Below are 24,197 nucleotides of genomic sequence, written 5' to 3'. Positions count from 1 at the left end.
GTATTGCAGCTGGTTAATGAGAAAAGGGTGACGGAGAAAGATTAATTGAAACCAAGTATTTTAATGCACGCAAGCTAGCTCATTTCAACGCAAAAAAACCAGCCTGATGGGGCTGGTTTTTTTGTATCAATTAAAGTCAGGCTCAGATGAGCATGCGCATGGGGTCTTCCAGCAGGCCTTTCAGGGTTTGGAGGAAAGCGGCGCCGGTGGCGCCGTCCACCACGCGGTGGTCGCAGCTCAGGGTCACCTTCATGATGTTGCCCACCACAATCTGGCCGTTCTTCACGATGGGCGTCTGCTTGATGCCGCCCACGGCCAGAATGCAGGCATCGGGCGTGTTGATGATGGCCGTGAATTCGTCGATGCCGAACATGCCCAGGTTGGAGATGGTGAAGGTGCTGCCCTCCCACTCGGCGGGCTGCAGCTTTTTGGTTTTGGCGCGGCCGGCCAGCTCTTTCACCTCGGTGGCGATTTGCGAAAGGCCTTTCTGGTCGGCGTTGCGAATCACGGGCACCAGCAGGCCTTCGTCCACGGCCACGGCCACGCCGATGTTGACGACCTTGTTCTGCCGGATTTTGTCGCCCATCCACGAAGAATTGATGGCCGGGTGCTGGCGCAGGGCCACGGCGGAAGACTTCAGCACCAAGTCATTAAACGAGAGCTTGATGGGCGACAGCTCGTTGAGCCGCACCCGGGCTTCGATGGCCTGGTCCATGTTGATTTCCATCGTGAGATAGAAATGCGGGGCCGTGAACAGGCTTTCGGAGAGACGCTTGGCAATCACCTTGCGCATCTGCGACACGGGCGTGTCGGTGTAGGTATCCGAAGCAGGAGCCGAAGCTGCGGGGCTGGCGGGGCTGGCGGCCGGCTGCGCCGCCGGAGCCGCCGCCTGTGGGGCAGCGGCCGGAGCAGTAGCAGCAGGAACAGTGGCCGGAGCAGCTTGCGAAGCGGCAGCAGGCGCTGTGGCACTAGGCTGGAAGTTCTCCACGTCGCGCTGCACAATGCGGCCGTTGTCGCCGGAGCCAACCACTTGAGCCAGGTTGATGCCTTTCTCTTTGGCAATGCTCTTGGCGAGCGGCGAGGCGAGGATGCGGCCACCGGGCGCAGCAGTAGCAGTAGCAGTAGCAGCGGGCTGGGCCGGGGCTGCCGGTGCCGTAGGAGCGGCTTCGACAGCTTTAGGAGCTTCGGCGGGTACTGGAGCTTCAGCGGCAGCAGGTGCCTCAGTGGCAGCAGCTTCGGGGGCCGGAGCGGCACCGCCGCTTTGCCCGCCCAATAGAGCCTGAATGTCGGCTCCTTCTTCGCCGATGATGGCCAGGATGCCGTCTACGGCCACGGCTTCGCCGGCTTTGGGCCCGGTATAGAGCAGGGTGCCGTCCTCGTAATTTTCCAGCTCCATGGTGGCCTTGTCGGTCTCCACTTCAGCCAGAATATCGCCGGACTTCACTTTGTCGCCCACGTTTTTCAGCCAGGCGGCAATGGTACCTTCGGTCATCGTGTCGCTCATTTTGGGCATGCGCACCACGGTAGCTTTCTTGCCATTGGTGGGCGCGGCAGGCGCGGCGGCGGGCGCAGGGGCCGCAGCGGGAGCTTCTTTCGGAGCCTCGGCGGCGGGGGCTGCAGCCGGGGCGGGCGCGGCTTCGGGTTTCGGAGCATCAGCTTCGGGGGCTTCGGCGCCGCCCTGGGCCCCGGCGAGCAGGGCCGAAAAGTCTTCGCCCTCTTTGCCAACAATGGCCAGGATACCGTCTACTACCACCGACTCCTGCTCTTTGGGGCCGATGTACAGCAGGACACCATCTTCGTAGTTTTCCAGCTCCATGGTGGCCTTGTCGGTCTCCACTTCAGCCAGAATATCCCCGGATTTAACTTTATCACCCACTTTCTTGAGCCAGGCCGCGATGGTCCCTTCGGTCATCGTGTCGCTCATTTTGGGCATTTTTATGATTTCGGCCATCGGTTTATCACGCTTGGATTGAGGAGGCCAAAATTAGCCCGAAAAGTTGGGCAGACAACTTTGTTGTAGTTCGCGGCTGGCGCGAGGGATTGTTTGTGCCCGGTCTGGCAGCGCCGTTTCTACTGGCTTTTTGCCGGCAACTGCTCCTAGCCGGCCAGCGCGGCGCTCTTACCGTCCCTTAAGTGCGTCACGTCCAGGAAGTTTTTCACCGTGAACACGGTGCCCGTAAATTCGAGCTTGTAGAGGCACAAGTTGCTGTGCTCGAAGCCTTCCATGCAGCTTAGGGGGTAGTTAAGGAGCTGGCAGAGCAGCACGCGCATAGCCCGGCCGTGCATGCACACCAGGATGGTCTGCTCATCGTCGCGGGCTTTCAGCAGCTCAATAACCGGACGCTGGCGGGCGGCCACTTCCTCGGGGCTTTCGCCGCCGGTGAGGCGGGAAGTGGTGCGGCCCGCGCTCCAATCGGCCAGTACCTCGCGGTATTCGGCGTCCTCTTCCATGGTAATGCGGGTCCCTTCGCGCTCGCCCCAGCTTATTTCGTTCAGGCCGGCGTGGGCCTCGTGGGGCAGGCCCAGGTCCAGGAACTGCTGCACCGACTCGTGGGTACGGCGCAGGGCGGAGGTGTAAACCTTATCGAAGGGGACGTGCCCGTAGGCCGCGAAGAACTGCGCTGCCTGGCGGCGGCCCGTATCATTCAGGCTCGAATCGACGCCGCTGCCCTGCACAATTCCTTGCACGTTGAAATCGGTCTGGCCGTGGCGTAGGAGGAAAATGGTCCGGGGCCTCACGTTGCGTAGTAGTTTTGCGGGCGCTGCTTCATCGCAGTATTTGCTTCAACAATACAGCGAGGTACGAGGTTTTAACCCCGGCCGTTGACCCATTTCAAACTATTTGCGGCGATGCAGGATTTTCTGCTCTGCTCCCCCGCCCTGCCCCGTGCCCCTATGAATCTGGAAGAAGTGAACCGCTGGACCGCCGCCCGCCCCACCTTGTCCGATGCCCTCGGCATTGAAATCACGGCCGTAGCCGACGACTACGTGGAAGGCCGCATGCCGGTAGATGGACGCACCCACCAGCCCATGGGCCTGCTGCACGGCGGCGCCTCGGTGGCCCTGGCCGAAACCCTGGGCAGCATTGCCGCCGCCTGCCGCGTAGACCGCACCAAACAGGCCACCGTGGGCCTGGAAATCAACGCCAATCACCTCAAGGGCGTGCGCGACGGCTGGGTGCGGGGCCGCGCCACCCCGGTGCACGTGGGCCGCAGCACGCAGGTGTGGGAAATCCGCATCACCCACGAAGAAACCGGCGCCCTGGTGTGCATCAGCCGCATTACCATGGCCGTGATTGACTTACCCGCTGCTCCCACCCAAAAGGCCTGATGCACACCAGCGAATTCCGGCAGTTGCCATGGCCTGCGGCCGCGGCGGCCCTTGATGCCCACGCCCGCCTGCGCCATTTGGTGGCGGGTGCGCTGCGCACGGGCCGGCCGCTGGCGGTGTGGCGCGAGCCCGGCGCGGCGGCCCCTCGCCTGCTGGTAGCCCGGTCGCTGGAAGCAACCTACACTGGCCTGCCGCCCGCGCTCGATGCCCAGGCGCCGGCCGGCTTCGCGTTTTTCCCGTTCCGCGACTCTGACCAAAACCCGGCCCTGTTCCTGCCCGCCGACGTGTTGTATGATGTCGGCCAGCCCACCACGGTGGCCGTGGCGCCCAAAGCGCGCGAGCTGGTGCCGAACCTCACGGCCTGGCTGGCGGCCGGCGCGGTAGAAGAACTGGCCTGGCACTACAGCGCCCAGCCCGTGCCGCATGCCGCCACCGAACTCGAATACACGGACTTAGTTACCCGGGGAGTGGCGGCCATTGAAGCGCAGCAGGTGCTGAAAGTGGTGACCTCGCGTGCCGCCCGCCGCGCCCTCCCCGCCGGCTTCGACCCGCTGGCGGCATTCGTGGAGCTGGACCGCAAATACCCGCTGGCGTTTGTGTCGCTGGTGAGCGTGCCGGGTGTGGGCACCTGGCTGGGCGCCACGCCGGAAATCCTGGCCGAGGTCACGGCCGATGGCGCGTTCCGAACCATGGCCCTGGCCGGTACCCAGCCCCTCACGGCCGAATTTACGCCCCGCACGGCCATCTGGCGCCAAAAGGAAATAGAGGAGCAGGCCCTGGTGGCGCGCTACATCGTGAACTGCTTCAAGCAGCTGCGGCTACGCGAATACCACGAAACGGGGCCGCGCACGGTTATCGCCGGCGAGCTGCTGCACTTACGCACCGATTTTGAGGTGAACCTGAAACACGTGCCGTTTCCGTCGTTGGGCACCGACATGCTGCGGCTGCTGCACCCCACCTCGGCCGTGGGCGGCATGCCGAAAGTAGCCGCCATGCACTTTATTCAACAGCACGAAGGCTACGACCGCGCCTACTACAGCGGCTTCCTGGGCCCGGTGAACGTGGCCGCGCCCGGAGTGGCCCGCCTCTACGTGAACCTGCGCTGCCTGCAAGTGCGCGCCACAGAAGCCATTTTATACGCAGGCACGGGCCTGACCGTGGACTCCGACCCGGAACGGGAATGGCAGGAAACCGAAATGAAACTGCGAACCATAAGCGCTGCGCTCAGCATGACGTTCGTTGGCCGCCACTAAAAACAAAAAACCAGCCCATGCAAGCCGTTTATAACATTGCTGAAATCTGCGCCCGGCATGGCATTACCGACGTGGTGCTTTCGCCCGGCTCCCGCTCGGCACCGCTCACCCTGGCCTTCGCCCGGCACCCCGATTTGACCGTGCGCGTGGTGCCCGACGAGCGGGCGGCGGCCTTCATCGCGCTGGGCATTGCGCAGGCTCAGAAAAGAGCGGTGGCGCTTGTGTGTACCTCCGGCACGGCGGGCCTGAACTACGCGCCAGCCGTGGCCGAAGCATTTTTCCAACAGATTCCGCTGGTGATTTTTACCGCCGACCGCCCGCCGGAATGGATAGACCAACTCGACGGACAGACCATCCGGCAGCACAACTTGTACGGCGCGCACGCCAAAGGCGCGTTTGAGTTTCCGGTAGATACTGCGCACCCGGATGCCAAGTGGTTTTCGGCGCGCATTATCAACGAGGCCATTAATCTGGCGCAAGCCGCGCCCGCCGGGCCGGTGCAGGTGAATGTGCCGCTGCGGGAGCCTTTTTATCCAAAGGCGGGCGAGGCAATTGGGTATGATGCGGATGTGAAGATTATTCGGGAGATACCGAACGCACCGGAAATGCACCAATCCAAAATCATGGAGCACATGGCTGAACTGCAGGGTACAGGCCATGTACTGGTTGTGGCAGGACAACAGCCTTTCAATGCGACATTGAATGATGCATTGGGTGATTTTACGCGAAATTATGGTATCCCAATTATCGCGGATAGCATTGCTAATCAAAGCCAAAACTCCTCTATTATTAACAGGCATGACATCTTTTTGGCTGGGTTAGATGAAACGCAGAAAAAGGACCTGCGACCTGACATACTCATCACCTTCGGACAGTCGCTCATTTCCAAAAGCCTAAAACTGTTCTTGCGGCACGCTGCCCCCAAGCACCACTGGCACGTTCAGGCCGTTGGGGCCGCTGCCGATAACTTCCGCAGCCTGACCTCCCTTATTCGAATGGAGCCGGAGGAGTTCTTCTCTCGCTTTTCCCAAGAAACCCCCACCGATGACGCAGAAACTTTGGCGCCTTGGCAGCTTGCAGAAGCGAAGGCAATGGCCTTTTCAAAACGTTTTTTTGTCGCAGCAAACCAGCCTTTCAATGAGTTTTCAGCATTTCATTCCACGCTACCCCAGCTCTTGCCAGGTACCGCCCTGCACCTGGCCAATAGCATGGCCGTGCGCTATGCCAATATTCTCGGTATAAAGGCTGGTGTTGAGGCCTTTGCTAACCGGGGCACCAGTGGCATCGATGGCTGTAATTCGACCGCCGTGGGCGCGGCCCTGTCCCAGCCCGGGCGCCCGGTGGTGCTACTCACCGGCGACGTGGCGTTTTTCTACGACCGCAACGCGTTTTGGCACAACTACCCCACGCCCAACTTGCGGGTGGTGCTGTTCAATAACCACGGCGGCGGCATCTTCCGGCTCATCGACGGGCCGCGGCAGCAGCCGGAGCTGGAGGAGTTTTTTGAGACGCGCCAGACGCTCACGGCCGAGAACACGGCCAAGGATTTTAACCTGCGCTACTTCCCGGTTTCGTCGTTTGATGAACTTGATACCGCACTGTCGGTTTTCTTTGCAGCCGAAACCGGCGCGGCCATTCTGGAAATCTTCACGGATTCCAAAACCAACGCGGCGTTTTTTGAAGAATACCGCGCAGCGGTGAAAGACGCATTTTCGTAAGCAATTCATTATTGACTCACCGGTCATGCTGAGCGCAGCCGAAGCATGACGTTCTAATTCATTTATTCCATCCCACATGTCCGAACCCATCAGCTGGACCCCGATTAAGGAGTTCCGAGAAATTCTCTTCACGCAGCACGGCGGCATTGCTAAAATCAGCATCAACCGGCCGCAGGTGCACAACGCCTTCACGCCCCTCACGGTGCAGGAGATGATTGAGGCGATGAACATCTGCCGCGACCGCACGGATGTTGGCGTCATCATCCTCACCGGGGAGGGCGGCCGGGCCTTCTGCTCGGGCGGCGACCAAAGCGTGCGTGGCCACGGCGGCTACGTGGGCGAAGACGCCATGCCCCGCCTCAACGTGCTCGACCTGCAGCGCATCATCCGCACCATTCCCAAGCCCGTGGTGGCTATGGTGGCGGGCTGGGCCATTGGCGGCGGCCACGTGCTGCACGTGGTGTGCGACCTGACCATTGCGGCCGACAACGCCCGCTTCGGCCAGACCGGCCCCAACGTGGGCTCGTTCGACGGCGGCTTTGGCGCCTCCTACCTCGCCCGCGTAGTGGGCCAGAAAAAAGCCCGCGAAATCTGGTTTCTCTGCGACCAGTACGACGCCCAGGAAGCCCTCGACATGGGCCTTGTAAACAAGGTAGTGCCACTGGACCAGTTGGAAGAAACAACAATGGCCTGGTGCCACAAGATTCTGCAGAAAAGCCCGCTCTCGCTGCGCATGCTCAAGTCGTCGTTCAACGCCGAGCTCGACGGGCAGGCCGGCATTCAGGAGCTGGCCGGCAACGCCACGCTGCTCTACTACCTCTCCGACGAGGCCAAGGAAGGCCGCGAAGCCTTCATGGAAAAGCGCCAGCCCGACTTCTCGAAGTTTCCTAAGTTTCCGTAATCGGCGGCATTACGCCCGCTAATTGAAAGCCCGTCGTACTTTGATGAAAAGTGTGGCGGGCTTTTTTGATTTTTGCAGGTGCAGAAATAGTCGCCGGCTGCGTGATTTGAGCCGGTTGCCGCGACGGGCGTAATTTGCAGTGGCGGCAGCCTGAATGTTATGCTAATTTGCTCATAAAAAGCTTTGCACAAAATAACAATCATCCATGGAATTCAACTTAGACGAAGCATTAAGTGAGCTTGTAGCGAACAATAATCTTGATGAAGCCATTAATCTTGCTGAGGATAAGTTATCAGAATTACCTAAAACTGATTTTCACAAAGTCATAGGCAAAGACTTGAAACACTTAGCCGTAGAACTGAGCGAACATTTAGATATTTTTCACAAAGCTGCAAAGAAGCAAATTGATGTTAAAGCCTTTTTTGCCGAAATGAATGGGTTTACTGTAAACTACGATTTGTGGTTTGTTGATTTATTTGCATTTGCAGAATTGGGAGGAACTGATGATTTTGATTGGTTAGCTGACTACGATGTACCGTCAGAAGATGGCATGGTGATTAGTGGCTTAGAGGAGTTGCAAGAGGCTTATAGAGACTATTTAGAGAACGACAGAGGGGAAGATGAAGCTTTGACTGAAGCATTTGAAGTTTGTGAATTAATAATAATCCTGAGATTACAAGAGCTTTTCAAAGAAGCTCGAAAACTGGCTATCACTCAAAAAGCTAATTGGACAAAGGTGCCCCTTTTTGTAACGGCTCACGACTCTGGACTACTTTACGAGGTCAAACCCTAAAGCAATCTGGCAGGAAGCAACATTACATTGGCAATCTGAAAAATGATGATTACAGGATTAAGGATTGTGTTACGGCTTAGATTTCACCCTGCAATTTTGATAGTGTACTGCATGAAATGGTTCGGCTATTTCGATAAATCCACCCAGTAGAGAGTTGCATTTCCTAAACTTTGTTAACGAGGTTCTACATATCGGTACAACGCTAAGCCCCAGACCTTCCCAAACCCCACTCCTTCACCACTGCCGCCGCTAATTTATGGGACTAACCGACCTGAAAAAAGCGCTAAAACCGCTGGATAAAGACCAACTCGTGGCCCTGATTGCCGACTTGTACAAGAAGAACAAAGCGGCCCAGGAATACCTGGATTTCTACGTGCAGCCCAACGAGCGGGAGCGGTTTGAGAAGTACCGCGCCAAGGTGGTGGAAGCCTTTTTCCCCAAGCGCGGCTACCAGCTTCGGTTGCGCGAAGGCAAAAAGGCCCTCAGCGACTTCCAGAAGCTGGAGCCAGCGGCGGAATTGGTGGCCGACCTGCTGCTGGTGTATGTGGAAACGGGCGTGCGGTTCACCAACGCCTACGGCGACATCGACGAGGGATTTTACAGCAGCCTGGAAACGGTTTACGCCAAAGCCCTGGCCCTGATGCAGCGGGAGCAGCTGCTGCCCCAGTTCGCGGCCCGCACCGCGCAGATAGTGCGCGACACGAGCGGCATCGGTTGGGGCTTTCACGACTACCTGACCGAGGTGATGGAGGAATTTTACCCGGTAAATTGAGGCGCCCAACCGGGCCGGCCGCACCGGCCCGCAACCCCACCAAAACCGGATGAACAAACCCCTCACCCCCAAACAAGCCGAACGGCTGCAGGCGCAAATTGCGGGCGTAAAACGCCGACTGGCCGCCGAAAAACGCCGTTTTGGGGCCTACGACGATAGCGGGGGCTACCGCTACCTGCCGCCCAAGCTTTATGTGCGGCTGGGCGACTATGCGGGCGGCCTGCGCTATACCCGCTGGTTCGATAAAAACTTTGGCGACGACATCGGCTACCCCGATTTCCTCTTTGAATGGACCATTCTGCTGTTCAAAAACGGCCGGCTAAAGGATGCCGAGCGCAAGGCCGCCCAAACCTTTTGCTGCAACACCTACCTGTTTGACCGGTTTTTTGGCCGGCCGCTGGTGCCGCGCGGCATGTGGGAAGGCTCCAACCTGGAAATGCCCTACTTGGCCGAATTGCTGCCCTATTCGAGCCAGGACCCCGAGCTGGCTGATTTTGCCGACTGGCTGCGCCACTTCGAGAGCACGGCGAAATTTATGGCCTTCGCGGCCCGCTTCGTCAGCATCGGGCAGCAGCTGAAGGGGGCCGACGACTACGAAACCCGACGGGCCCTGCTGGACGAGCGGCGCGCGCTGGAAGCCGGGTTGTAGCATTTTCGGAGCCGAGGGCAGGCAATTGCCGTAACGAGCCAGCGAATTTTGCTGGAATCTGGTCTAATCAATTTACACTACTGTTACGCATCAACAGGCTGGTGCCTAGCGTCCACGGGCTGCCCACCGGCTTCGAGCCGCTGGCTCGGACGTGCAATAACGGTGCAGTCGTACCCTACGACCCGAGCCAGCGGCTCGAAACCAATGGGCAACGCGTCGGAGAAGCGCGCCAGCCTGTTGATGCGTAACGGCAGGTCTTTGTTGGGGCAGCTTAGAAAGCTAGAACTTCCTCCTGGGAAAACGTTTTACTACGCTGCGCTGTACCTTGAACCGTCAACTCTCCCTGAACTCATGAAAGTACTTCTGCCCTTGCTCCTCCTTATCGGCCTCGCCACGGCGACCCCGGCACTGGCCCAGCGTGCGCCGGCTCCGCCGAATGCAAGCAGTGCCGCCGCGCCCGCCGACACCCTGCTGGTAGACGCCGCCTGCGGGCAGTGCCGGCTGGGGCTGCCGGGCAAAGGCTGCGATTTGGCCGTGCGCGTGGCGGGCCGGGCTTACTTCGTGGCGGGTACGGGCATCGATTCCCACGGCGATGCCCACGCCAGCACCGGCTTTTGCAATGCCATCCGGCAGGCCCGGGTGCAGGGCAATATGGTGGGCAACACGTTCAATGTGAGCTATTTTGAGCTGGTGCCGGTGCCCGCAGCGGCCACCCCTTCCCAACCCTAATTTACCCACCCGCCGCCCCAGACATTGCTGCTTGCCCAATGGATAATCCCGCGTTTCAGCAGGCCATTCGCCGCCTTCGGTGGCAGCACTGGCTGCACTACCCGGTGCAGGGCCTCGTGATGGCCGGCGTGGTGCTGTTGGTTGGGCCGCGCACGGCGGTGGGCGTTACGTCAGAACCCCGCCTCGCCACCTGGCCGCTGCTGCTGCTGCTGGTGGCACTGCTACTGGTGGCGGGGCTGGTGCTCGCGGCTTTCTACCGGCGCATGCAACCCAACCTGCGGCGCACACCCGAGGGCAACATGCGGTTTTACCAGGCCCGGATATTTCTGCGCAACAGCTTGTTGGCGCTGGTGCCCCTGCCCGTGCTGGGCTCTTATGTGCTCACCCACCAACCTTTCGACCTGGCCATTGCCGGGGCCATGCTCGTGGCGCTGGGCTGGCGGCTGGCGCCCACTGCCGCCACTTACCAGCGCTGGCTGCTGGGCTAGCATATGATGGCGGGCGGCCCGAATGCGCGTGGTTTCTCACTTGAATTCACAGAAACAAATATGAAATTTCTGCTCCTGTTCGCCTTGGTTCTCACGCTCGTTGGGCCCGCCGTTCGGGCGCAGCAGCCAGCGGTGCAGCGCGATATTGCCGGGGCGCTGGCCGACATCCGGGCATTTGAGGCGCAGGGGCGGCGGCGCGACAGCACCCGCGCCCACCCGCTGGGCGCCCATCAGGAGCAGGATTACGCGGTGCGGTACGCTTTCTTCAAAAAAACCGATGCCCGCCTGCAAGCCATCAGCAAAGCTTCGCTTTCGTTTCAGGACGAAATTAACCTGGAGCTCTTGCGCCACGAAGTGCAGGACGAGCTGGCGGATTATGAATATAAATCTTACCTTAACCCACTGCTCACGGATGCGGGTTTTCATGCCCGGCTGGCTTCGCGAGGCAACACAACCATCACCTCCCCACAAGACGCCCGGCAATACCTTTTGCTGCTGCGCGACATTCCGCGCTACGTGCAGGAAAACCTGCAGCTGCTGCGGGCCGGCCTGGCGGTGGGCATCAGCCAGCCCAGGGAAGTTATGCTCCGCTACGAATCCAGCTACGCGCAGCACGTGGTGGATGCGCCCGAAAAATCGGTATTCTGGAAGCCTTTCGCCCGGAAGCCCGCGGCAATTACTGACGCGGATTGGGCGGCGCTGCAGGCCGAGGCCAGGGTGGTAATCAGCCGGGACGTGGTAGGCAGCTACCAAAAAATCAAGGCGTTTTTCGACCGGGAATACCTGCCAGAAGCCCGTGCTACGCTGGGCGCCAGCCAGTTTCCCAACGGCGTGGCGTACTACGAGGACCGGGTGCGGCACTACACCACCACTAATCTGAGCTCGGAGAAGGTGTACCAGCTGGGACTGGAGGAAGTGGCCCGCATCCGGGCCGAAATGGACCAGGTGATTCAGGAGGTGCAATTCAAGGGCAGCTTTCAGGAGTTCATCGACTTTTTACGCACCGACGCGCAGTTCCACCCCCAAACCGGCGACGAGCTGCTGAAGGAAGCGGCCTACATCGCCAAAACCATTGAGGGCAAACTGCCCGCGCTGTTTGGCAAGCTGCCGCGCCAGCCGTTCACGGTGGTGCCGGTGCCCGATTTTCTGGCCCCGAACTACACCGCCGGCCGCTACTCGGGCGCCCCGATAGCGGGCCAGCGGGCCGGCGAGTATTGGGTAAATACCTTCAACCTGCCCAGCCGCACGCTCTACACGCTGGAGGCCCTGACGCTGCACGAGGCCGTGCCGGGCCACCACCTGCAGCAGGCCCTGACGCAGGAGCTTACCACGCTGCCCGAGTTCCGGCGGCGCCTCTACGTCAACGCCTTTGGCGAGGGCTGGGGCTTGTACAGCGAGTACCTGGGGCACGAAATGGGCCTGTATAAAAGCCCGTACAGCCGGTTTGGCCGCTTCACCTACGAGATGTGGCGGGCCTGCCGGTTGGTAATTGACGTGGGCATCCATACCAAAGGCTGGACGCGCGAACAGGCCGTGCGCTACCTGGCCGACCACACGGCGCTGTCGCTGCACGAGGTGAACACCGAGGTCGACCGCTACATTTTGTGGCCCGGCCAGGCGCTGGCCTACAAAATGGGCGAGCTGAAAATCAAGGAGATGCGAAAGCGGGCGGAAACTGCTCTGAAAGGCGATTTTGACGTGCGGGCTTTTCACGACATGGTGCTCGCCAACGGCACGGTCACGCTGGCCATCCTGGAAAAAATGACCGATAAATTTATTCGGGAGCAGCTGAAGCAAAGAAAGAAGTCGTAAAGCAGCGGCATGTCCTGTGCAGCCAAAGCATTGACCCAGCGTAGCAGTTGCGTAATCTCACCCTATTTGGCTGCTTTAGGCTACCGAGTGGCGTATTATGGGCGAATTTCCGCTACTTGCAGGGCCGCTGAGTAGCGGTAATTGAAATGTTAGCCGCCATTTTATGTCCGTATTATCAATTAGACAGAAATCAAATGTTAGACATTTCATTTACTGCCTTGTGAATGGAACACTTGACTTCGAATTAATAGAACAAAAATTTGACGGACAATACTATGAGGTGTTGAAGATTGAGCCTGAATTATTTTATAAAACTGCTTGTGTCTTCATTAACCAAGAAACAGCCCAAAATTTTGATTGGCCTAATGTCAAAAGATTAGGAAAATTTATTTGCAGCTTATATAAACATGATAAAGCACTTTCAACGTTTGAAAGTTGGGAGACGAATTATGTAGCGACTTACCCAGGCTATTTTAGTGATTTCAAGTTGTTTACAGAGTGGTTTATTAAAACAGAAGTTGTTGAAGGAATTTCTTACGAGCATTACATTAGCGATGGAGCGAGTTTTATTGAGCAGTGTTTTGCAATCTGGACAAATGTTGTTGAATTCAAGGACAACAAAGTTAGCAACTCTGAATTTGCAAGAGAAAGAGTGATACAATACATAAAATCATATTACGTAGAGGAATTTATAGACGATTTAGAAGACTGGGAATTAGAACTGCATATGAAGTGAAAACGGCGGCCAACATTGTGTTTGTAAAATTGTGGCTGGACGTTAAGCATGCTACTACAAATCATTATTTTGCTTTTGTGGTTGGTTGAAACGGATGTTTCTCAGTTGCCACAACTTCATAAACATATTAACAGCACATAAAACGGTAAAGCATCCCCTTGACGTAAGCAGCCGGGCCGCTAGCTTTGCCCCATGAGCAGCGCCCTTCCCACCTCCCTCCTTCTCAACGGCCGTGCGTTCAGCTACGCGGCCATCCGCGAATACCCGGCGCAGCTCGACGGGCCGGTGAACGGCTACGAGGCCAAGGTGCTGGACTTTGTGCGGCAGTGGCTGACCGGCACCCAGGAATTCACCCTCACCACGTCGGGCAGCACGGGGCCGCCCACGCCTATTGTGCTGCGGCGCCGGCAGCTGGAAGCCTCGGCCGCCCGCACCGGCGACTTCTTCGACCTCGGCCCCGGCGACCGGGCGCTGGTTTGCCTGAACTGCGAGTACATCGGCGGCATGATGATGCTGGTGCGCGGGCTGGAACGCAACATGCACCTGACCATTGTGGAGCCGCAGGCCAACCCCTTCGAGCTGGTGGCGGCCGACGCGGCGTTCGACTTCGCGGCCTTCGTGCCCCTGCAGCTGAAAGCGGTGCTGGCCGCCGGGCACGCCGCCCGGCTCAATAAAATGAGGACCTTGCTGGTAGGAGGAGCGCCCGCCGACGCCACCCTCACGCAGGAGCTGCAACCCCTGAGCCCCGCCGTGTGGCTGACCTACGGCATGACTGAAACCTGCTCGCACATTGCCCTCCGCCGCCTCAATGGTCCGCAGGCCAGCCCCAGCTTTCGGGTGCTGCCGGGCATTGCGGCGGGGCAGGATGAGCGGGGCTGCCTGACCCTGCGCGGCGACGTGACCGACGACCAGCTCATCGTGACCAACGACCAGGTGCGCCTGCTCGACGCCCACACGTTTGAGTGGCTGGGCCGGGCCGATTTCGTGATAAATTCCGGCGGCGTGAAGGTGCCGGCCGAGAAAGTAGAGCTGGTGCTCGACGTGGCCTTGGCCGAAATCGGGGAGCCGCGCCGCTGCTTCGTGGCCGGCCAGCCCGATGCGCGGCTGGGGCAGGCCGTAACGGCCTTTATCGAAGGCCCGGCGCTTGGTCCCGACGTGGCGGCGCAGCTTCACACCCTGCTAACCGCCCGCTTGAGCCGTTACGAGCAGCCCCGGCAGCTGCATTATGTGCCCGAATTCAAGAGCACCGCCACCGGCAAGCTGGACCGGGCCGGCACGCTCCGCGAACTGAAATAGGCCGAAACCAGGCTTTTTTGCCTGCTACGCAGACCCAATAAACTGCACGTGGACAAACTAACGGTTCACCACTCAGTCCTGCCGCAGGCCTTCCTGCGTGAACAGCCGCTGCCGGCCCCGGACCACTTTAATTAAATCACCCAGAAACAGCTTGGCCCGCACGTAAAAAACCGGGCCGTTGAGCTCGCGCTGAATGGGCCGGGCCACCAGCACCGGCTGCCGCCAGCCCGCGCCCGCGCCCACCCCCGCCCAGCGAAAAATGCGCACGTGCGCCGTGACGGAGGGTTCGACCACGCCCATGAAGTCCCGGGGCGTTTTGAAAGAAGGGCCTTCCGGCGTTGAATAAAGCACATAAGCCGAGCCCATGCCCAGCTGCAGGTTGCTGCTGAGCTCCCAGCGCGGCGTTTCGAGCAGCACGTATTCTGCGTAGCCGGCCAGGTAGCGGAAGCGCAGCTCGGCCAGGGCATCGGGAGCGGCGTTTTCGGGGCGGGCCTGCCGGGTGGGCACGCCACTGCTGAGGAAGTAGATGGCAGCTCCGGTGCGGAAACGATTTTTAAACTCCACGCCCAGCTTCAAGCCGTTGATGGTCGTAAAATGACGGTTCAGAATAGCGTAGCGGGAGTCGTACTGCACCACTACCCGACGGTGGTCGAGCCGCGACACGGTCCGGCGGCCCGGCAGGGTATCAGCCGGAGCCGGGGCTTGCAGCGGGGCCGCCGCGCCGGCCTGGGCCAGCAGCAGCAACCCCACCAAAATTGGTATCGGGGATGACATGATGGGCAGAATACGTAGAAACAGCAGTTCAGCGTTGCCCCCGACCCCGCGAGAACCGGCGCAGCGACGCGGAAGTTTGACCCCGCCGCCCGCCTTTGGGACCGCGCCGTTGCGCTCGGCTTCACTGGGCGCACCCACCGGTTCAGTTGGGCAAATAGCCGCTTCGCTACTATTCCCCTGGCAAACGGGCAAGCAGAAAACTACTTTTGGAACACGTACCACGACCCGGTTAGCAGTGAATAATTGTAAGTTCACTGCTAACTATTCACTGCTAACTGACACTTGCCCATGCTCACGCCCGACTTTCTTTTTTCGCTGGCCAACCCCCTTGCCGCGCTGGGCTGGCTGCTGCTGCTGCTGGCCCCACGCTGGCGCGGCACCCGCGCCGTGGTGCTGAGCGGCGCCCTGCCCCTGCTGCTGGCGGCAACCTACGTGGTGCTCATTGGCTACCAGACCCTGGCGCACCCGGTGGCGGGAGCCGGTTTTGGCTCATTGGCGGAAGTGGGCGCGCTGTTTGGCGAGCCGTGGGCGCTGCTGGCCGGCTGGGTGCATTACCTATGCTTCGACCTGGCCGTGGGCGCCTGGGAAACCCGCGATGCCCAGCGCCGCGGCGTGCCCCACCTGGTGCTCATTCCCTGCCTGGCGGCCACGTTCCTGCTGGGTCCGTTGGGCTTGCTGCTCTACTGTGGCCTGCGGCGGCGCTGGCAGCCGGCCCCGCTCGCCGCCCGGCTCTGATAGCCATTCCCTTCGCTTTTCCCATTCATTTTCTTCCCCAATTATGGAAACTGTGCTGATAGCCGCCTCTTTTGCCACGCCAGTCGCAGTGGCCGGTTCCTGGCCGCAACGCGCCCGAGCGGCCCTGCGCGTGCTGCACCGCGCCAACCCGGCGCTGTCGTGGACGGGCTGGCTGAACGTGGCGCTGCTGCTGCTGGCCCTGGCGCTGCTACCCTTCGACCAACGCCAGGTAACCGGCGCCCTGGTATGGCTGAAGCCCCTCAAGTTCTGCCTTTCGGTCATTGCCTTCGTCTGGACGCTGGGCTGGCTGCTGGCCGACCTGCCCGCCGCCGCCCAGCGCGCCGTGCGCCGGCTGAGCGCGGGCATCGCGGTGAGCATGGTGTTGGAGCAGGCCGCAATTTTCGTGCAGGCCGGGCGCGGCACCACCTCGCACTACAACAATGCGACGGCCCTCGACGGCATCCTGTTCGGGTTGATGGGCATCTTTATCATGCTGAATACCGTGCTCACCGCCTGGGCCGTGTACCTGGTGTGGCGGCACCGGCCCCACGGCAGCGCGGGCTACGTGTGGGGCGTGCGCCTGGGGCTGCTCTTGTTTCTGGTGGGCAGCGTACTGGGCGGCATGATGATAGGCCTCAACCAGCACACTGTGGGCGCCCCCGACGGCGGCCCCGGCCTGCCCGGCCTTGGCTGGAGCACGCGGGCCGGCGACTTGCGCGTAGCGCATTTTCTGGGCCTGCACGCCTTGCAAGTGGTGCCGCTGCTGGGCTGGTGGCTGAGCCGCGCGGTGCCGCGCCGCGCCGTACTGCTCACCAGCCTGGGCGCCCTGGCCTACGCCGGCCTGGTGGGGACGCTGTTTGCGCAGGCCGTGGCGGGCGTGCCGCTCTGGGCTAGGTAAATTAGCCTTTTGGTTTGATAACGTGTTGGCATGAACGAGCGCCGCCTCCTGCTTTTTGGCATCCCCATTATTGCCACGCTGGCCCTGTTCATGCGCGGCGTGGGCGAGCCGCTGGTGCTGTCCGCCCTCGTCGTTGGCTGGCTGATTTCGTTGTTCTACACCACCCTTTTCTGGCTGAGCAACCGGGCGTTGTGGTTCGCCCTGATTCGCCGGTTCCCCAGCGTGGGGCAGACGGCCCCCCGGCTGTGGCGGCTGGGCGTGGGCAGCCTGACCATCGGGGCCGTGGCCACGCTGCTGCTGGGCGAGGGCGTGCGGTGGCTATTTTACCAAAAGCACCTCCGCGCCGACCAGTTTTGGCAAGAGCTGGCCCTGAACATGGTGCCTACTTTGGTGGTGCAGCTCATTTACGAAAGCCGCCACTTTTTTGAGCAGTGGAAAGCCAACCTGCAGCGCGCCGAGCAGCTGGCCCGCGCCAGCACGCAGGCCCAGCTCACGGCCCTGCAAAGCCAGCTCGACCCGCACTTTCTGTTCAATAACCTCAATACGCTCTCGGCCCTCATCGAGCCCGGCAACGTGCCGGCCCAGCAGTTTGTGGAGCAGCTGGCCGACGTGTACCGCTACGTGCTGCGGGCCCAGGGCCAGGCCACCGTGCCGCTGGCCGAGGAGCTGGCCTTCGTGGAAACCTATTTATCGCTGCATAAAACCCGATTTCGCGAAAACCTGGTGGTGGAAATAGTGGTGGCCCCCGCCGCGCTGGCCCGTTGCGTGGCACCGCTCAGCGTGCAGCTGCTGGTCGAGAATGCGCTGAAGCACAACGTGGCCTCGCGCCAGCACCCGCTCCACTTGCGCATTGCCACCGACCTCGCCGCCGAATCGCTCACCGTGGCCAACACGCGGCGGTCCCGCGCGGCGGGTCTTGTGCCGGGCACGGGCACGGGCCTGGCCAATGTGCGCCGGCGCTACGAGCTGCTCGGCGCCGGCACCGGGGTCGAAATCCTCGAAGCGAGCGAGCGGTTTACCGTAAAAATCCCCTTGCTTGCGCCCCTTTTGCCATGAACGTACTGCTGCTGGAAGACGAGTACCCCGCCGCCGAGCGCCTACAGCGCCTGCTGGCCCAGGCCGCGCCCGGCGCCCAGGTGCGGGCCGTGCTCGATACCGTGGCCGGCGCCCTGGCCTGGCTGGCCACCAACCCCGCACCCGACCTCATTCTCAGCGACATTCAACTAGCTGATGGCCTGAGTCTGGAAGTGTGGGAGCAGGCGGTGGTGCCCAGTCCGGTTGTTTTCACCACAGCTTACGATGCCTACGCCATCCGGGCGTTTGAGGCCAACAGCGTGGCCTACCTGCTGAAACCAGTGAAGCTGGCCGAGCTGCAGGCCGCCTTAGCCAAGCTGCGCCAGTGGCCGGGCGGGCGGGAATTAAAAATTGAAAATGAAGAATTAAAAATGAGCCGGGAGACGGAAACAGACATTTTTAATTCTTCATTTTCAATTTTTAATTCCTCTATGGAGCGCCTGCTCGACGCCCTGCCCCGCCCCGGCCGGCCGTACAAGAGCCGTTTTCTGGTGCGCCAGGGCGAGCAGCTGCTGCCCCTGCCCGCGGCCGAAGCAGCGTGGTTCCAGAGCCGCAACGGCAGCACCACGCTCGTAGCCGCCGATGGCCGCCGCTTCGTGGTCGATTACACCCTGGAACAGCTCGACGCCTTGCTCGACCCCGCCGTTTTCCAGCGTCTCAACCGCCAGGTAATTGCCCAACTGTCGGCCGTGCGGCGCCTGCAACCCTATTTCAGCGGCAAAATGGCCGTGGAGCTGCACCCCGCCGCCAAAGAAGAAGTATTGGTGAGCCGCGAAAAAACGGCAGCCGTGCGGGCCTGGCTGGAAGGGTAGCTTTTCGCGTATCTTGTTGGTCTAATCCCCGAATGCTATGATTGCTATCACGCTCAAAAGCCCCGTGCTCGAACGCCTCAGCGATGCGGAGTTCTACCAGTTTTGCCTGGACAACCGCGACCAGCGCATCGAGCGCGACGCCGCCCACCAAATCACCATCATGCCCCCCAAAAATTCCGAAACCGGTGCTACCAACAGCGAATTAAACTACCAGTTGTCGCACTGGAATCGGCAGCACGCAAACGGCATCGTCTTCGATTCCTCGGCCGGCTTTTACTTGAATACCGGGGCCATGCTCTCGCCCGATGCCAGCTGGATTTCTCAGGCAAATTGGGCGGCGCTGAGCCCGGAAGACCGACGCGGCTTTGCCCGCATCTGCCCCGATTTTGTGGTGGAGCTGCTCTCGCCCACCGACCGCCTCACCGACACCATGCGCAAAATGGAGCACTGGCTCGAAGCCGGCGCCCGCCTCGGCTGGCTCATCGCGCCCGGCACCGAATCGGTCTATATTTTCGAGCCCGGCCAGCCCGTGCGCCCCATCGTGGGCTTCGACCAGGAGCTGGTGGCCGGCCCGGTCCTGCCCGGCTTCACCCTGGAGCTACGCCGCCTGCGGATTAAGTGAGCAATTATCAATGAGCAATTATCAATGAGCAATTATCAATGAGCAATTATCAATGAGCAATTAACCGCTAATTGTTCATTGGCAATTGTTAACTGCTCACTGTTTTTACCTATCCAGCCAGCTTTTGAATACTTGTACCTTTTCGCGGCTTACCAGCACCTGGGCGTCGGGGGCGGTGGGTTTGAGCACGGTTTGCAGACGCGAATTGGTGTAGTGGATGATGTCGTGGATGGCGGTTTGCTGGGCTAGGTAGGCGCGGTTGAGGCGGAAGAAGCGGCGCGGGTCGAGCAGGGTTTCGAGCTGGTCCATGGTGTAGTCGACCACGAATTTGCGGCTCTCAATGGTTTGCAGGAAGGTGGCTTTTTCGAGGCTGAAGAAGTAGGCAATCTGGTCCACAGGCACCACTTTCAGGTGTTCGCCCACGCGCACCACGAACTGGGTTTTGTAGCTGGCGGCGGGCGGCGCCTGCTGCATCTGCTGCACGAGCTGGGCCAGCAGCTGCGGGTCGAAGGCGGGAGCGGGAGCAGCGGGCGGTAGGGCGGCGGGCAGGCGCTGGCGCAGCTTGTGCAGGGCGGCGGTCAGCTCGTCCTCGTCGATGGGCTTGAGCAGGTAGTCCACGCTGTTCACCTTGAAGGCTTGCAGGGCGTACTGGTCGTAGGCGGTGGTGAAAATGACCGGGCAGCGCACTTCGGTTTGCTCGAAAATCTCGAAGCTCAGGCCATCGGCCAGGTGAATATCCAGAAACAGCACGTCGGGCGCGGGGCCGGTTTCGAGCAGCTGCACGGCCTGGCGCACGGCTTCGGCGGTGCCCAGCACCTGCACCGGTTCGGGCTGGCGGGCCAGCATATCGGCGAGGCGGCGGGCGGCCAGGGGTTCGTCTTCAACAATTAGGGCGCGGAGCATTTTTGTCAATTAAAAATTAGGAATTAAAAATTAAAAAAGCCCATCCGAACCAAGAAAGGGCCACTGCTACGAATTGCAAAGCTCATTTTTAATTCTTCATTTTTAATTTTTAATTTGAAAAGTCAGCAGCGGCAGGGTTACCACGAACTCCCCGTTTTCTTCGCTGATGAGGAGGGGCTTGCTGCTGAGGAAGGCGTAGCGGGCGGCCAGGTTTTTCAGGCCCAGGCCCGACGACTCGCCCGGCGCGAGGCGACGCGGCCGCCGGGTGTTGCGCACCGTGAGCGTGGCCGCGTCCACGTCCAGGGTCACGTGCACGCGCAGGGGGTCGGTTTGGAAGGCGGTGTTGTGCTTGATGACGTTTTCGAGGAGCAGCTGCAGGGCCAGCGGGGGCACGAAGTAGGGCGCTACGGCAGCCGGAGCCAGGGCCATTTCCACGGCCAGGGCATCGCCCAGACGGGTTTTTTGCAGGAACAAATAGCTTTCGGCAAACTTCAGCTCGGCGGCCAGCGGCACCAGCTCCTGGCTTTCGCTGTCGAGCACGTAGCGGTACACCTGGCTGAGCTGGCGGATGAAGCGCACGGCGCGCGGCGGGTCGTTTTCCTCCACCAGGCTGGTGAGGGCGTTGAGGGAATTGAACAGAAAGTGCGGGTCGACCTGCCGGCGCAGGCTGTCGAGGCGGGCCACGGCGGTTTCTTTTTCGAGGCGCTCGGCGCGCACGGCGGCTTCGCGCCACTGGTAAAAAAAGGCCCGGCTGTGGTTGAACAGCGAGATGATGACCGTGATGACGAGCGGCAGCATGAGCGGCCAGTACATATCGGCGGAGAAAAGCTGGCTCACCGGCCGGCCGCGCAGCAGCAGCATCACGGCATTCATCAGCAGAATAACCAGCAGGGAGCCGCCCAGCGACACGCCCAGCGTGAGCAGCAGGCGCCGGCCGGGCTGCACCGTCCAGGTGTAGCGGCGGTTCAGCCACTCCACCACGAAGCCGTTGGTGAGCCACAGGCCCATGCTGTACATGAGCGTGTAGGCGTAGGTGAGGGCAAAGGCCGACCAGCTGCGCAGGGCGTTGGGGTTCACCAGCACGCTGATAACGAGCGACAGCACCAGCATAATGCGGGCCGCTTTCAACACGCTTTGCCACGAAGACCGGGGCAGGTAGCGCCCAGCCAGTGGCTGCAGCTCGGCAGCAAAGGGCGCGGCCTCGGGCGCGGAATCAGGAACTTGGGGAGCAGCGGGCACGGCGGGCGACATGGCGGAATGAGGGGCTAAAGCTAGGAAGAAAGGGTCCGAAGTGCTGGCTGCGCTTCGGCCCCCGGAGGTTGGACTGGCGGCCGGCGGGCGGCCCTACTTGGCGGCCGTGGCGGGCGCGTCGTACTGTTTCAGGCGGCCCAGCAGCTGGCGCTCGCCCCAGTTGGGAGCCAGCGCGGTGGCGGGCTTGTAGGCGGCGAAGCGGGTTTTGCCTTCTTCGTACACGGGCCGGGCCACGTCGGCCCCGCCGCCAAACATTTTGGGCGTGTAGTAGAGGTTGTTGGCCTGCACCAGGTAGATGCGGGGGTTGGCGGGGTTCAGCTTTTTGGCTTCGGCCAGGGCTTCGTTCACCAGGCCGGCGTACTTCATCGAGCGCATCATGGGCGAAATACCCAGCCGGGCCTGGTGGATGTAGGCCTGGAGCACGAGCACCTCGGACGCCTCGCCGCCCAGCTGGCGGGCGCGGGCCAGGGCGGCTTCGGCCTGGTCGAGGGTTTTGTCTTTGGCGTCGCCATCGGCCTTGCTTTGGAAGCAGTTGATGAGCAGGGCGTAGGCTTTGTAGTAGGCGGGGTGCCAGTCGGCGGGGGCTACGGTGCCGGCCCGGTCAAACTTATTGGCCAGCTGCTGGAGCTGGGCGGGGTCGCCGGTGCTCAGCACTTCGGCAATGGTGGCGGCCATCATCTCGGAGTAGCCGGCGGGAGCAGCAACGGGAGCAGCCACCGGCCGGGCGGCCGAAGCCACCGTACCAGACTGCGCGGCGGCCGAAAACGAGGTGGCAACGAGGGCGAGGAGAAGGAGGTGCTTTTTCATAACAGGAAAGAAAAAAGTGAGAAATGGGGCTGAAAGCGTGGGTATCAGTTGCCGCGGCGGTGCTTGCCGTGGTTGATGATTCAAAGGTGGCAGCTGGCCCCGGCCCCCGAAATTTTAAGTACCCGAAGCGTCGGATGAGGCGGATGAACCGTCGGCTGGCCCGGACCACCGGGGCGGGCTGTTTTCGGGCGTTGGCCCGCGCCGGCCGGGCCGCCAGAAGCGCGCTGGCCAGTCCGGCGCGGTCTGCGCCGCTTAGCATTCAGGCAAAAGCAAGCGTACTTAAAACCATAATTGAGGGGGGCTTTCATGCTGAGCTGGTCGAAGCATCTCTACCGCACCGTACAACGAGGCGGTAGAGATGCTTCGACCAGCTCAGCATGACAGGCGCAGTAGAACACGATTGCAGTTACTCCCCAACGCGCCCCGCGCCTGCAACCCTGGCGGCAGCAAGCGGCTCCTGGCTACGTTACCCATCCCCCTTCTAACCCTCTCTTTCAATGCTCCTCCTCCGACTTCTGCCCGGCGCGCTGCTGCTGGCTGCTCCCCTACTGGGCCACGCCCAAACCGTGCCGGCTACCACTGCCGCCGCCCCCCGCTTCTACGTGGGCCTGGCGGCCTACACCAGCTACTACCAGAACGCGAATAGCTGGCGCAAGGGCGATGGCAGCTTGCCGGTGCCCTTGCAGCTCACGGCGGGCTACCAGCTGCGCCCGCGCCTGGCCCTGGAGCTGGGCGTGGCCTACAGCGGCCGCACCAATAGGCTGGCCTTTAGCCAGGCATCTGTCGATGGCAACACCGGCGCGCCCGTAAATCAGCAGTTCGATATTACCCGGACCCTTCGCACCGCCTCCGTTTCGGCGCTGGCCCGCTACACCCTCACGCGCCAGCCCGCCCGCCGCCTGCAATTCGACGCCTTGGGCGGCTTCACCCTGCTCCACAATAGCTACCGCTACCGGGGTTTTCAGGGCGACGACCGGTCCGGCACCTTCCAAACCACGCCCGTCGACCAGCGCAGTGCCTACAACGACCTGCTGCTGACGGCCGGCCTGGGCCTGCGCTACCGCCTCGCGCCCCGCCTCGACCTCAACTTCGACCTCACCGCCAACCGCAACCTGACTTCGCCCAGCTACTCCAGCCACCTGGGCGGCCTCACGGGCAGTGCGGCGCTGGGGCTGCGCTACCGGTTTGGCAAGTAGCCGGGCCGCGTTTCCTATAAAAAAAGATAAAAAAAGAGGCCGCCCCGGTGTGGGGCGGCCTCTTTGCGTGGGGGCCGGCTTTGCGGGCCTCGGCCAGGCTAGGCAGACAGGGTGGCGCGGCGGGCCACCACCAGGGCCTTGTCTTCTTCGATGGAGGCGCTGCGGCGCTGGGCCTCTTTCAGCTCGCTTTGGCGGAGCACGGCCGGCACGCCGCCCACTTTGGCCTGGCGGGAGAGCAGCTCGTCGCGGCGGTCGGTTTTCTTACGCAGCTCGTCGGTGGTGGTGGTGTGCTCGGTGGTGCCGGCGGTGAGGGTGGCCAGGTAGGTGGTCAGGAACGGCACGCGGGAGTTGAGGCCCCGCAGCTCGTCGGTGAGGTCGGTGGCGCGGGCGGTGCCCACCTCGCTCTGATAGCCAAAATTCGCTTCGCGGTTGTCGAGTAGGCGCAGGCGCTGGTCGAAGGTCTCCGTCACGGCGTCGCAGTCGGCGCGGGTCAGCAAGAGGGTTACATCAATGGCCATGGGGTTTGGGGTTTGGGGGAAAGAAGGTGATTAAAATATACGGCAATATAGCCGGCTTTACCCCAAACCGGCCAGTGCTTCCAGGCCCTCGGCTTCGGCCAGCAGCAGGCGCTGGCGCAGGGCGGCGTGG

General features: G+C 61.3%; 25 protein-coding genes. 18 read left to right on the top strand and 7 right to left on the bottom strand.

Features of this window, described 5'->3' with window-relative positions:
- Window positions 1–142 precede the first annotated feature (142 nt).
- Window positions 143–1,951, bottom strand: a complete 1,809-nt coding sequence (locus GM79_RS01265; protein ID WP_035557942.1) for a pyruvate dehydrogenase complex dihydrolipoamide acetyltransferase — start codon at window positions 1,949–1,951, stop codon at window positions 143–145.
- A 146-nt stretch (window positions 1,952–2,097) separates the two neighbouring features.
- Window positions 2,098–2,739: a histidine phosphatase family protein gene (locus GM79_RS01260; protein ID WP_035557939.1), complete on the bottom strand. Its 642-nt coding sequence runs from the start codon at window positions 2,737–2,739 to the stop codon at window positions 2,098–2,100.
- Window positions 2,740–2,895: 156 nt separating this feature from the next.
- Between GM79_RS01260 and GM79_RS01255 the strand changes: the two genes are divergently transcribed.
- The 12 genes from GM79_RS01255 to GM79_RS01200 all read left to right on the top strand — a co-directional run bounded on the left by GM79_RS01255 (window position 2,896) and on the right by GM79_RS01200 (window position 14,477).
- Window positions 2,896–3,330 carry a hotdog fold thioesterase gene (locus GM79_RS01255; RefSeq protein ID WP_035557975.1) on the top strand — a complete coding sequence of 145 codons (435 nt, stop codon included), beginning with the start codon at window positions 2,896–2,898 and terminating at the stop codon, window positions 3,328–3,330.
- Window positions 3,330–4,583, top strand: coding sequence for a chorismate-binding protein (locus GM79_RS01250; RefSeq protein ID WP_081867481.1), 1,254 nt, complete (start codon window positions 3,330–3,332; stop codon window positions 4,581–4,583). Before GM79_RS01255 ends, GM79_RS01250 begins: the two co-directional genes overlap by 1 nt.
- Window positions 4,584–4,600: 17 nt before the next feature.
- Window positions 4,601–6,301 (top strand): 2-succinyl-5-enolpyruvyl-6-hydroxy-3-cyclohexene-1-carboxylic-acid synthase, encoded by a 1,701-nt coding sequence (gene menD, locus GM79_RS01245; protein ID WP_035557938.1) that lies wholly within the window; start codon window positions 4,601–4,603, stop codon window positions 6,299–6,301.
- Window positions 6,302–6,377: 76 nt separating this feature from the next.
- Window positions 6,378–7,202, top strand: coding sequence for a 1,4-dihydroxy-2-naphthoyl-CoA synthase (gene menB, locus GM79_RS01240; RefSeq protein ID WP_035557935.1), 825 nt, complete (start codon window positions 6,378–6,380; stop codon window positions 7,200–7,202).
- 205 nt (window positions 7,203–7,407) lie between these two features.
- Window positions 7,408–7,995, top strand: a complete 588-nt coding sequence (locus tag GM79_RS01235; RefSeq protein WP_035557933.1) for a hypothetical protein — start codon at window positions 7,408–7,410, stop codon at window positions 7,993–7,995.
- 256 nt (window positions 7,996–8,251) lie between these two features.
- Complete coding sequence (locus GM79_RS01230; RefSeq protein WP_035557930.1) at window positions 8,252–8,767, top strand: DUF6155 family protein; 516 nt, start codon at window positions 8,252–8,254, stop codon at window positions 8,765–8,767.
- Between the two features lie 49 nt (window positions 8,768–8,816).
- A complete protein-coding gene (locus tag GM79_RS01225; protein WP_035557927.1) occupies window positions 8,817–9,416 on the top strand; it encodes a hypothetical protein in 600 nt (199 codons plus the stop codon).
- 351 nt (window positions 9,417–9,767) lie between these two features.
- The gene (locus GM79_RS01220; protein ID WP_200875568.1) at window positions 9,768–10,145 is read left to right on the top strand and encodes a DUF6370 family protein; all 378 of its coding nucleotides are present in this window, start codon (window positions 9,768–9,770) and stop codon (window positions 10,143–10,145) included.
- A 38-nt stretch (window positions 10,146–10,183) separates the two neighbouring features.
- Window positions 10,184–10,633, top strand: a complete 450-nt coding sequence (locus tag GM79_RS01215) for a hypothetical protein (protein ID WP_035557925.1) — start codon at window positions 10,184–10,186, stop codon at window positions 10,631–10,633.
- Between the two features lie 60 nt (window positions 10,634–10,693).
- Window positions 10,694–12,445 (top strand): DUF885 domain-containing protein, encoded by a 1,752-nt coding sequence (locus GM79_RS01210; RefSeq protein WP_035557922.1) that lies wholly within the window; start codon window positions 10,694–10,696, stop codon window positions 12,443–12,445.
- A gap of 220 nt (window positions 12,446–12,665) precedes the next feature.
- Entirely contained in the window at window positions 12,666–13,181 is a 516-nt protein-coding gene (locus GM79_RS22590) for a hypothetical protein (RefSeq protein WP_051718351.1), read from the top strand.
- Window positions 13,182–13,373: 192 nt separating this feature from the next.
- Window positions 13,374–14,477, top strand: coding sequence for an AMP-binding protein (locus GM79_RS01200; protein WP_035557918.1), 1,104 nt, complete (start codon window positions 13,374–13,376; stop codon window positions 14,475–14,477).
- A 72-nt stretch (window positions 14,478–14,549) separates the two neighbouring features.
- Here GM79_RS01200 and GM79_RS01195 read toward each other — a convergent pair whose 3' ends face one another.
- Complete coding sequence (locus GM79_RS01195; protein WP_152559768.1) at window positions 14,550–15,251, bottom strand: hypothetical protein; 702 nt, start codon at window positions 15,249–15,251, stop codon at window positions 14,550–14,552.
- Between the two features lie 288 nt (window positions 15,252–15,539).
- On the opposite strand from GM79_RS01195, the gene GM79_RS01190 reads away from it, so the two are divergent.
- Genes GM79_RS01190 through GM79_RS01170 form a run of 5 tightly spaced genes read left to right on the top strand, consistent with a single transcriptional unit; the run spans window position 15,540 to window position 19,392 of the window.
- Entirely contained in the window at window positions 15,540–15,986 is a 447-nt protein-coding gene (locus GM79_RS01190; RefSeq protein WP_035557911.1) for an ABA4-like family protein, read from the top strand.
- A 43-nt stretch (window positions 15,987–16,029) separates the two neighbouring features.
- A complete protein-coding gene (locus GM79_RS01185; RefSeq protein WP_051718350.1) occupies window positions 16,030–16,884 on the top strand; it encodes a hypothetical protein in 855 nt (284 codons plus the stop codon).
- A gap of 30 nt (window positions 16,885–16,914) precedes the next feature.
- The gene (locus GM79_RS01180; protein ID WP_035557908.1) at window positions 16,915–17,940 is read left to right on the top strand and encodes a sensor histidine kinase; all 1,026 of its coding nucleotides are present in this window, start codon (window positions 16,915–16,917) and stop codon (window positions 17,938–17,940) included.
- Window positions 17,937–18,770: a LytR/AlgR family response regulator transcription factor gene (locus GM79_RS01175; RefSeq protein ID WP_035557904.1), complete on the top strand. Its 834-nt coding sequence runs from the start codon at window positions 17,937–17,939 to the stop codon at window positions 18,768–18,770. Before GM79_RS01180 ends, GM79_RS01175 begins: the two co-directional genes overlap by 4 nt.
- Window positions 18,771–18,807: 37 nt before the next feature.
- On the top strand, window positions 18,808–19,392 hold the full coding sequence (locus GM79_RS01170; protein ID WP_035557900.1) for a Uma2 family endonuclease: 585 nt from the start codon (window positions 18,808–18,810) through the stop codon (window positions 19,390–19,392).
- A gap of 105 nt (window positions 19,393–19,497) precedes the next feature.
- Here the strand turns inward: GM79_RS01170 and GM79_RS01165 are convergent, their stop codons facing one another.
- The 3 genes from GM79_RS01165 to GM79_RS01155 all read right to left on the bottom strand — a co-directional run bounded on the left by GM79_RS01165 (window position 19,498) and on the right by GM79_RS01155 (window position 22,353).
- Complete coding sequence (locus GM79_RS01165) at window positions 19,498–20,295, bottom strand: LytR/AlgR family response regulator transcription factor (protein ID WP_035557897.1); 798 nt, start codon at window positions 20,293–20,295, stop codon at window positions 19,498–19,500.
- A gap of 102 nt (window positions 20,296–20,397) precedes the next feature.
- The gene (locus GM79_RS01160) at window positions 20,398–21,546 is read right to left on the bottom strand and encodes a sensor histidine kinase (RefSeq protein WP_051718349.1); all 1,149 of its coding nucleotides are present in this window, start codon (window positions 21,544–21,546) and stop codon (window positions 20,398–20,400) included.
- 93 nt (window positions 21,547–21,639) lie between these two features.
- Window positions 21,640–22,353, bottom strand: coding sequence for a hypothetical protein (locus GM79_RS01155; protein ID WP_051718348.1), 714 nt, complete (start codon window positions 22,351–22,353; stop codon window positions 21,640–21,642).
- A gap of 497 nt (window positions 22,354–22,850) precedes the next feature.
- Here GM79_RS01155 and GM79_RS01150 point away from each other — a divergent pair, with 497 nt between their 5' ends.
- On the top strand, window positions 22,851–23,549 hold the full coding sequence (locus GM79_RS01150) for an outer membrane beta-barrel protein (RefSeq protein WP_035557894.1): 699 nt from the start codon (window positions 22,851–22,853) through the stop codon (window positions 23,547–23,549).
- A gap of 98 nt (window positions 23,550–23,647) precedes the next feature.
- Here the strand turns inward: GM79_RS01150 and GM79_RS01145 are convergent, their stop codons facing one another.
- Window positions 23,648–24,067, bottom strand: coding sequence for a hypothetical protein (locus GM79_RS01145; RefSeq protein ID WP_035557891.1), 420 nt, complete (start codon window positions 24,065–24,067; stop codon window positions 23,648–23,650).
- Window positions 24,068–24,197 lie beyond the last annotated feature (130 nt).

The sequence above is a fragment of the Hymenobacter sp. IS2118 genome, from assembly GCF_000715495.1.
Taxonomy (GTDB): Bacteria; Bacteroidota; Bacteroidia; order Cytophagales; family Hymenobacteraceae; genus Hymenobacter.
Note: the sequence above shows the minus strand (reverse complement) of the source record. Positions and strands in the feature narration are given on the sequence as shown.

Coding starts and splice junctions, on each gene's coding strand:
- GM79_RS01265 (WP_035557942.1), bottom strand. CDS start 1,951: ATGGCCGAAATCATAAAAATGCCCAAAATGAGCGACACGATGACCGAA.
- GM79_RS01255 (WP_035557975.1), top strand. CDS start 2,896: ATGAATCTGGAAGAAGTGAACCGCTGGACCGCCGCCCGCCCCACCTTG.
- GM79_RS01250 (WP_081867481.1), top strand. CDS start 3,330: ATGCACACCAGCGAATTCCGGCAGTTGCCATGGCCTGCGGCCGCGGCG.
- menD (WP_035557938.1), top strand. CDS start 4,601: ATGCAAGCCGTTTATAACATTGCTGAAATCTGCGCCCGGCATGGCATT.
- menB (WP_035557935.1), top strand. CDS start 6,378: ATGTCCGAACCCATCAGCTGGACCCCGATTAAGGAGTTCCGAGAAATT.
- GM79_RS01235 (WP_035557933.1), top strand. CDS start 7,408: ATGGAATTCAACTTAGACGAAGCATTAAGTGAGCTTGTAGCGAACAAT.
- GM79_RS01230 (WP_035557930.1), top strand. CDS start 8,252: ATGGGACTAACCGACCTGAAAAAAGCGCTAAAACCGCTGGATAAAGAC.
- GM79_RS01225 (WP_035557927.1), top strand. CDS start 8,817: ATGAACAAACCCCTCACCCCCAAACAAGCCGAACGGCTGCAGGCGCAA.
- GM79_RS01220 (WP_200875568.1), top strand. CDS start 9,768: ATGAAAGTACTTCTGCCCTTGCTCCTCCTTATCGGCCTCGCCACGGCG.
- GM79_RS01215 (WP_035557925.1), top strand. CDS start 10,184: ATGGATAATCCCGCGTTTCAGCAGGCCATTCGCCGCCTTCGGTGGCAG.
- GM79_RS01210 (WP_035557922.1), top strand. CDS start 10,694: ATGAAATTTCTGCTCCTGTTCGCCTTGGTTCTCACGCTCGTTGGGCCC.
- GM79_RS01200 (WP_035557918.1), top strand. CDS start 13,374: ATGAGCAGCGCCCTTCCCACCTCCCTCCTTCTCAACGGCCGTGCGTTC.
- GM79_RS01195 (WP_152559768.1), bottom strand. CDS start 15,251: ATGTCATCCCCGATACCAATTTTGGTGGGGTTGCTGCTGCTGGCCCAG.
- GM79_RS01190 (WP_035557911.1), top strand. CDS start 15,540: ATGCTCACGCCCGACTTTCTTTTTTCGCTGGCCAACCCCCTTGCCGCG.
- GM79_RS01185 (WP_051718350.1), top strand. CDS start 16,030: ATGGAAACTGTGCTGATAGCCGCCTCTTTTGCCACGCCAGTCGCAGTG.
- GM79_RS01180 (WP_035557908.1), top strand. CDS start 16,915: ATGAACGAGCGCCGCCTCCTGCTTTTTGGCATCCCCATTATTGCCACG.
- GM79_RS01175 (WP_035557904.1), top strand. CDS start 17,937: ATGAACGTACTGCTGCTGGAAGACGAGTACCCCGCCGCCGAGCGCCTA.
- GM79_RS01170 (WP_035557900.1), top strand. CDS start 18,808: ATGATTGCTATCACGCTCAAAAGCCCCGTGCTCGAACGCCTCAGCGAT.
- GM79_RS01165 (WP_035557897.1), bottom strand. CDS start 20,295: ATGCTCCGCGCCCTAATTGTTGAAGACGAACCCCTGGCCGCCCGCCGC.
- GM79_RS01160 (WP_051718349.1), bottom strand. CDS start 21,546: ATGTCGCCCGCCGTGCCCGCTGCTCCCCAAGTTCCTGATTCCGCGCCC.
- GM79_RS01155 (WP_051718348.1), bottom strand. CDS start 22,353: ATGAAAAAGCACCTCCTTCTCCTCGCCCTCGTTGCCACCTCGTTTTCG.
- GM79_RS01150 (WP_035557894.1), top strand. CDS start 22,851: ATGCTCCTCCTCCGACTTCTGCCCGGCGCGCTGCTGCTGGCTGCTCCC.
- GM79_RS01145 (WP_035557891.1), bottom strand. CDS start 24,067: ATGGCCATTGATGTAACCCTCTTGCTGACCCGCGCCGACTGCGACGCC.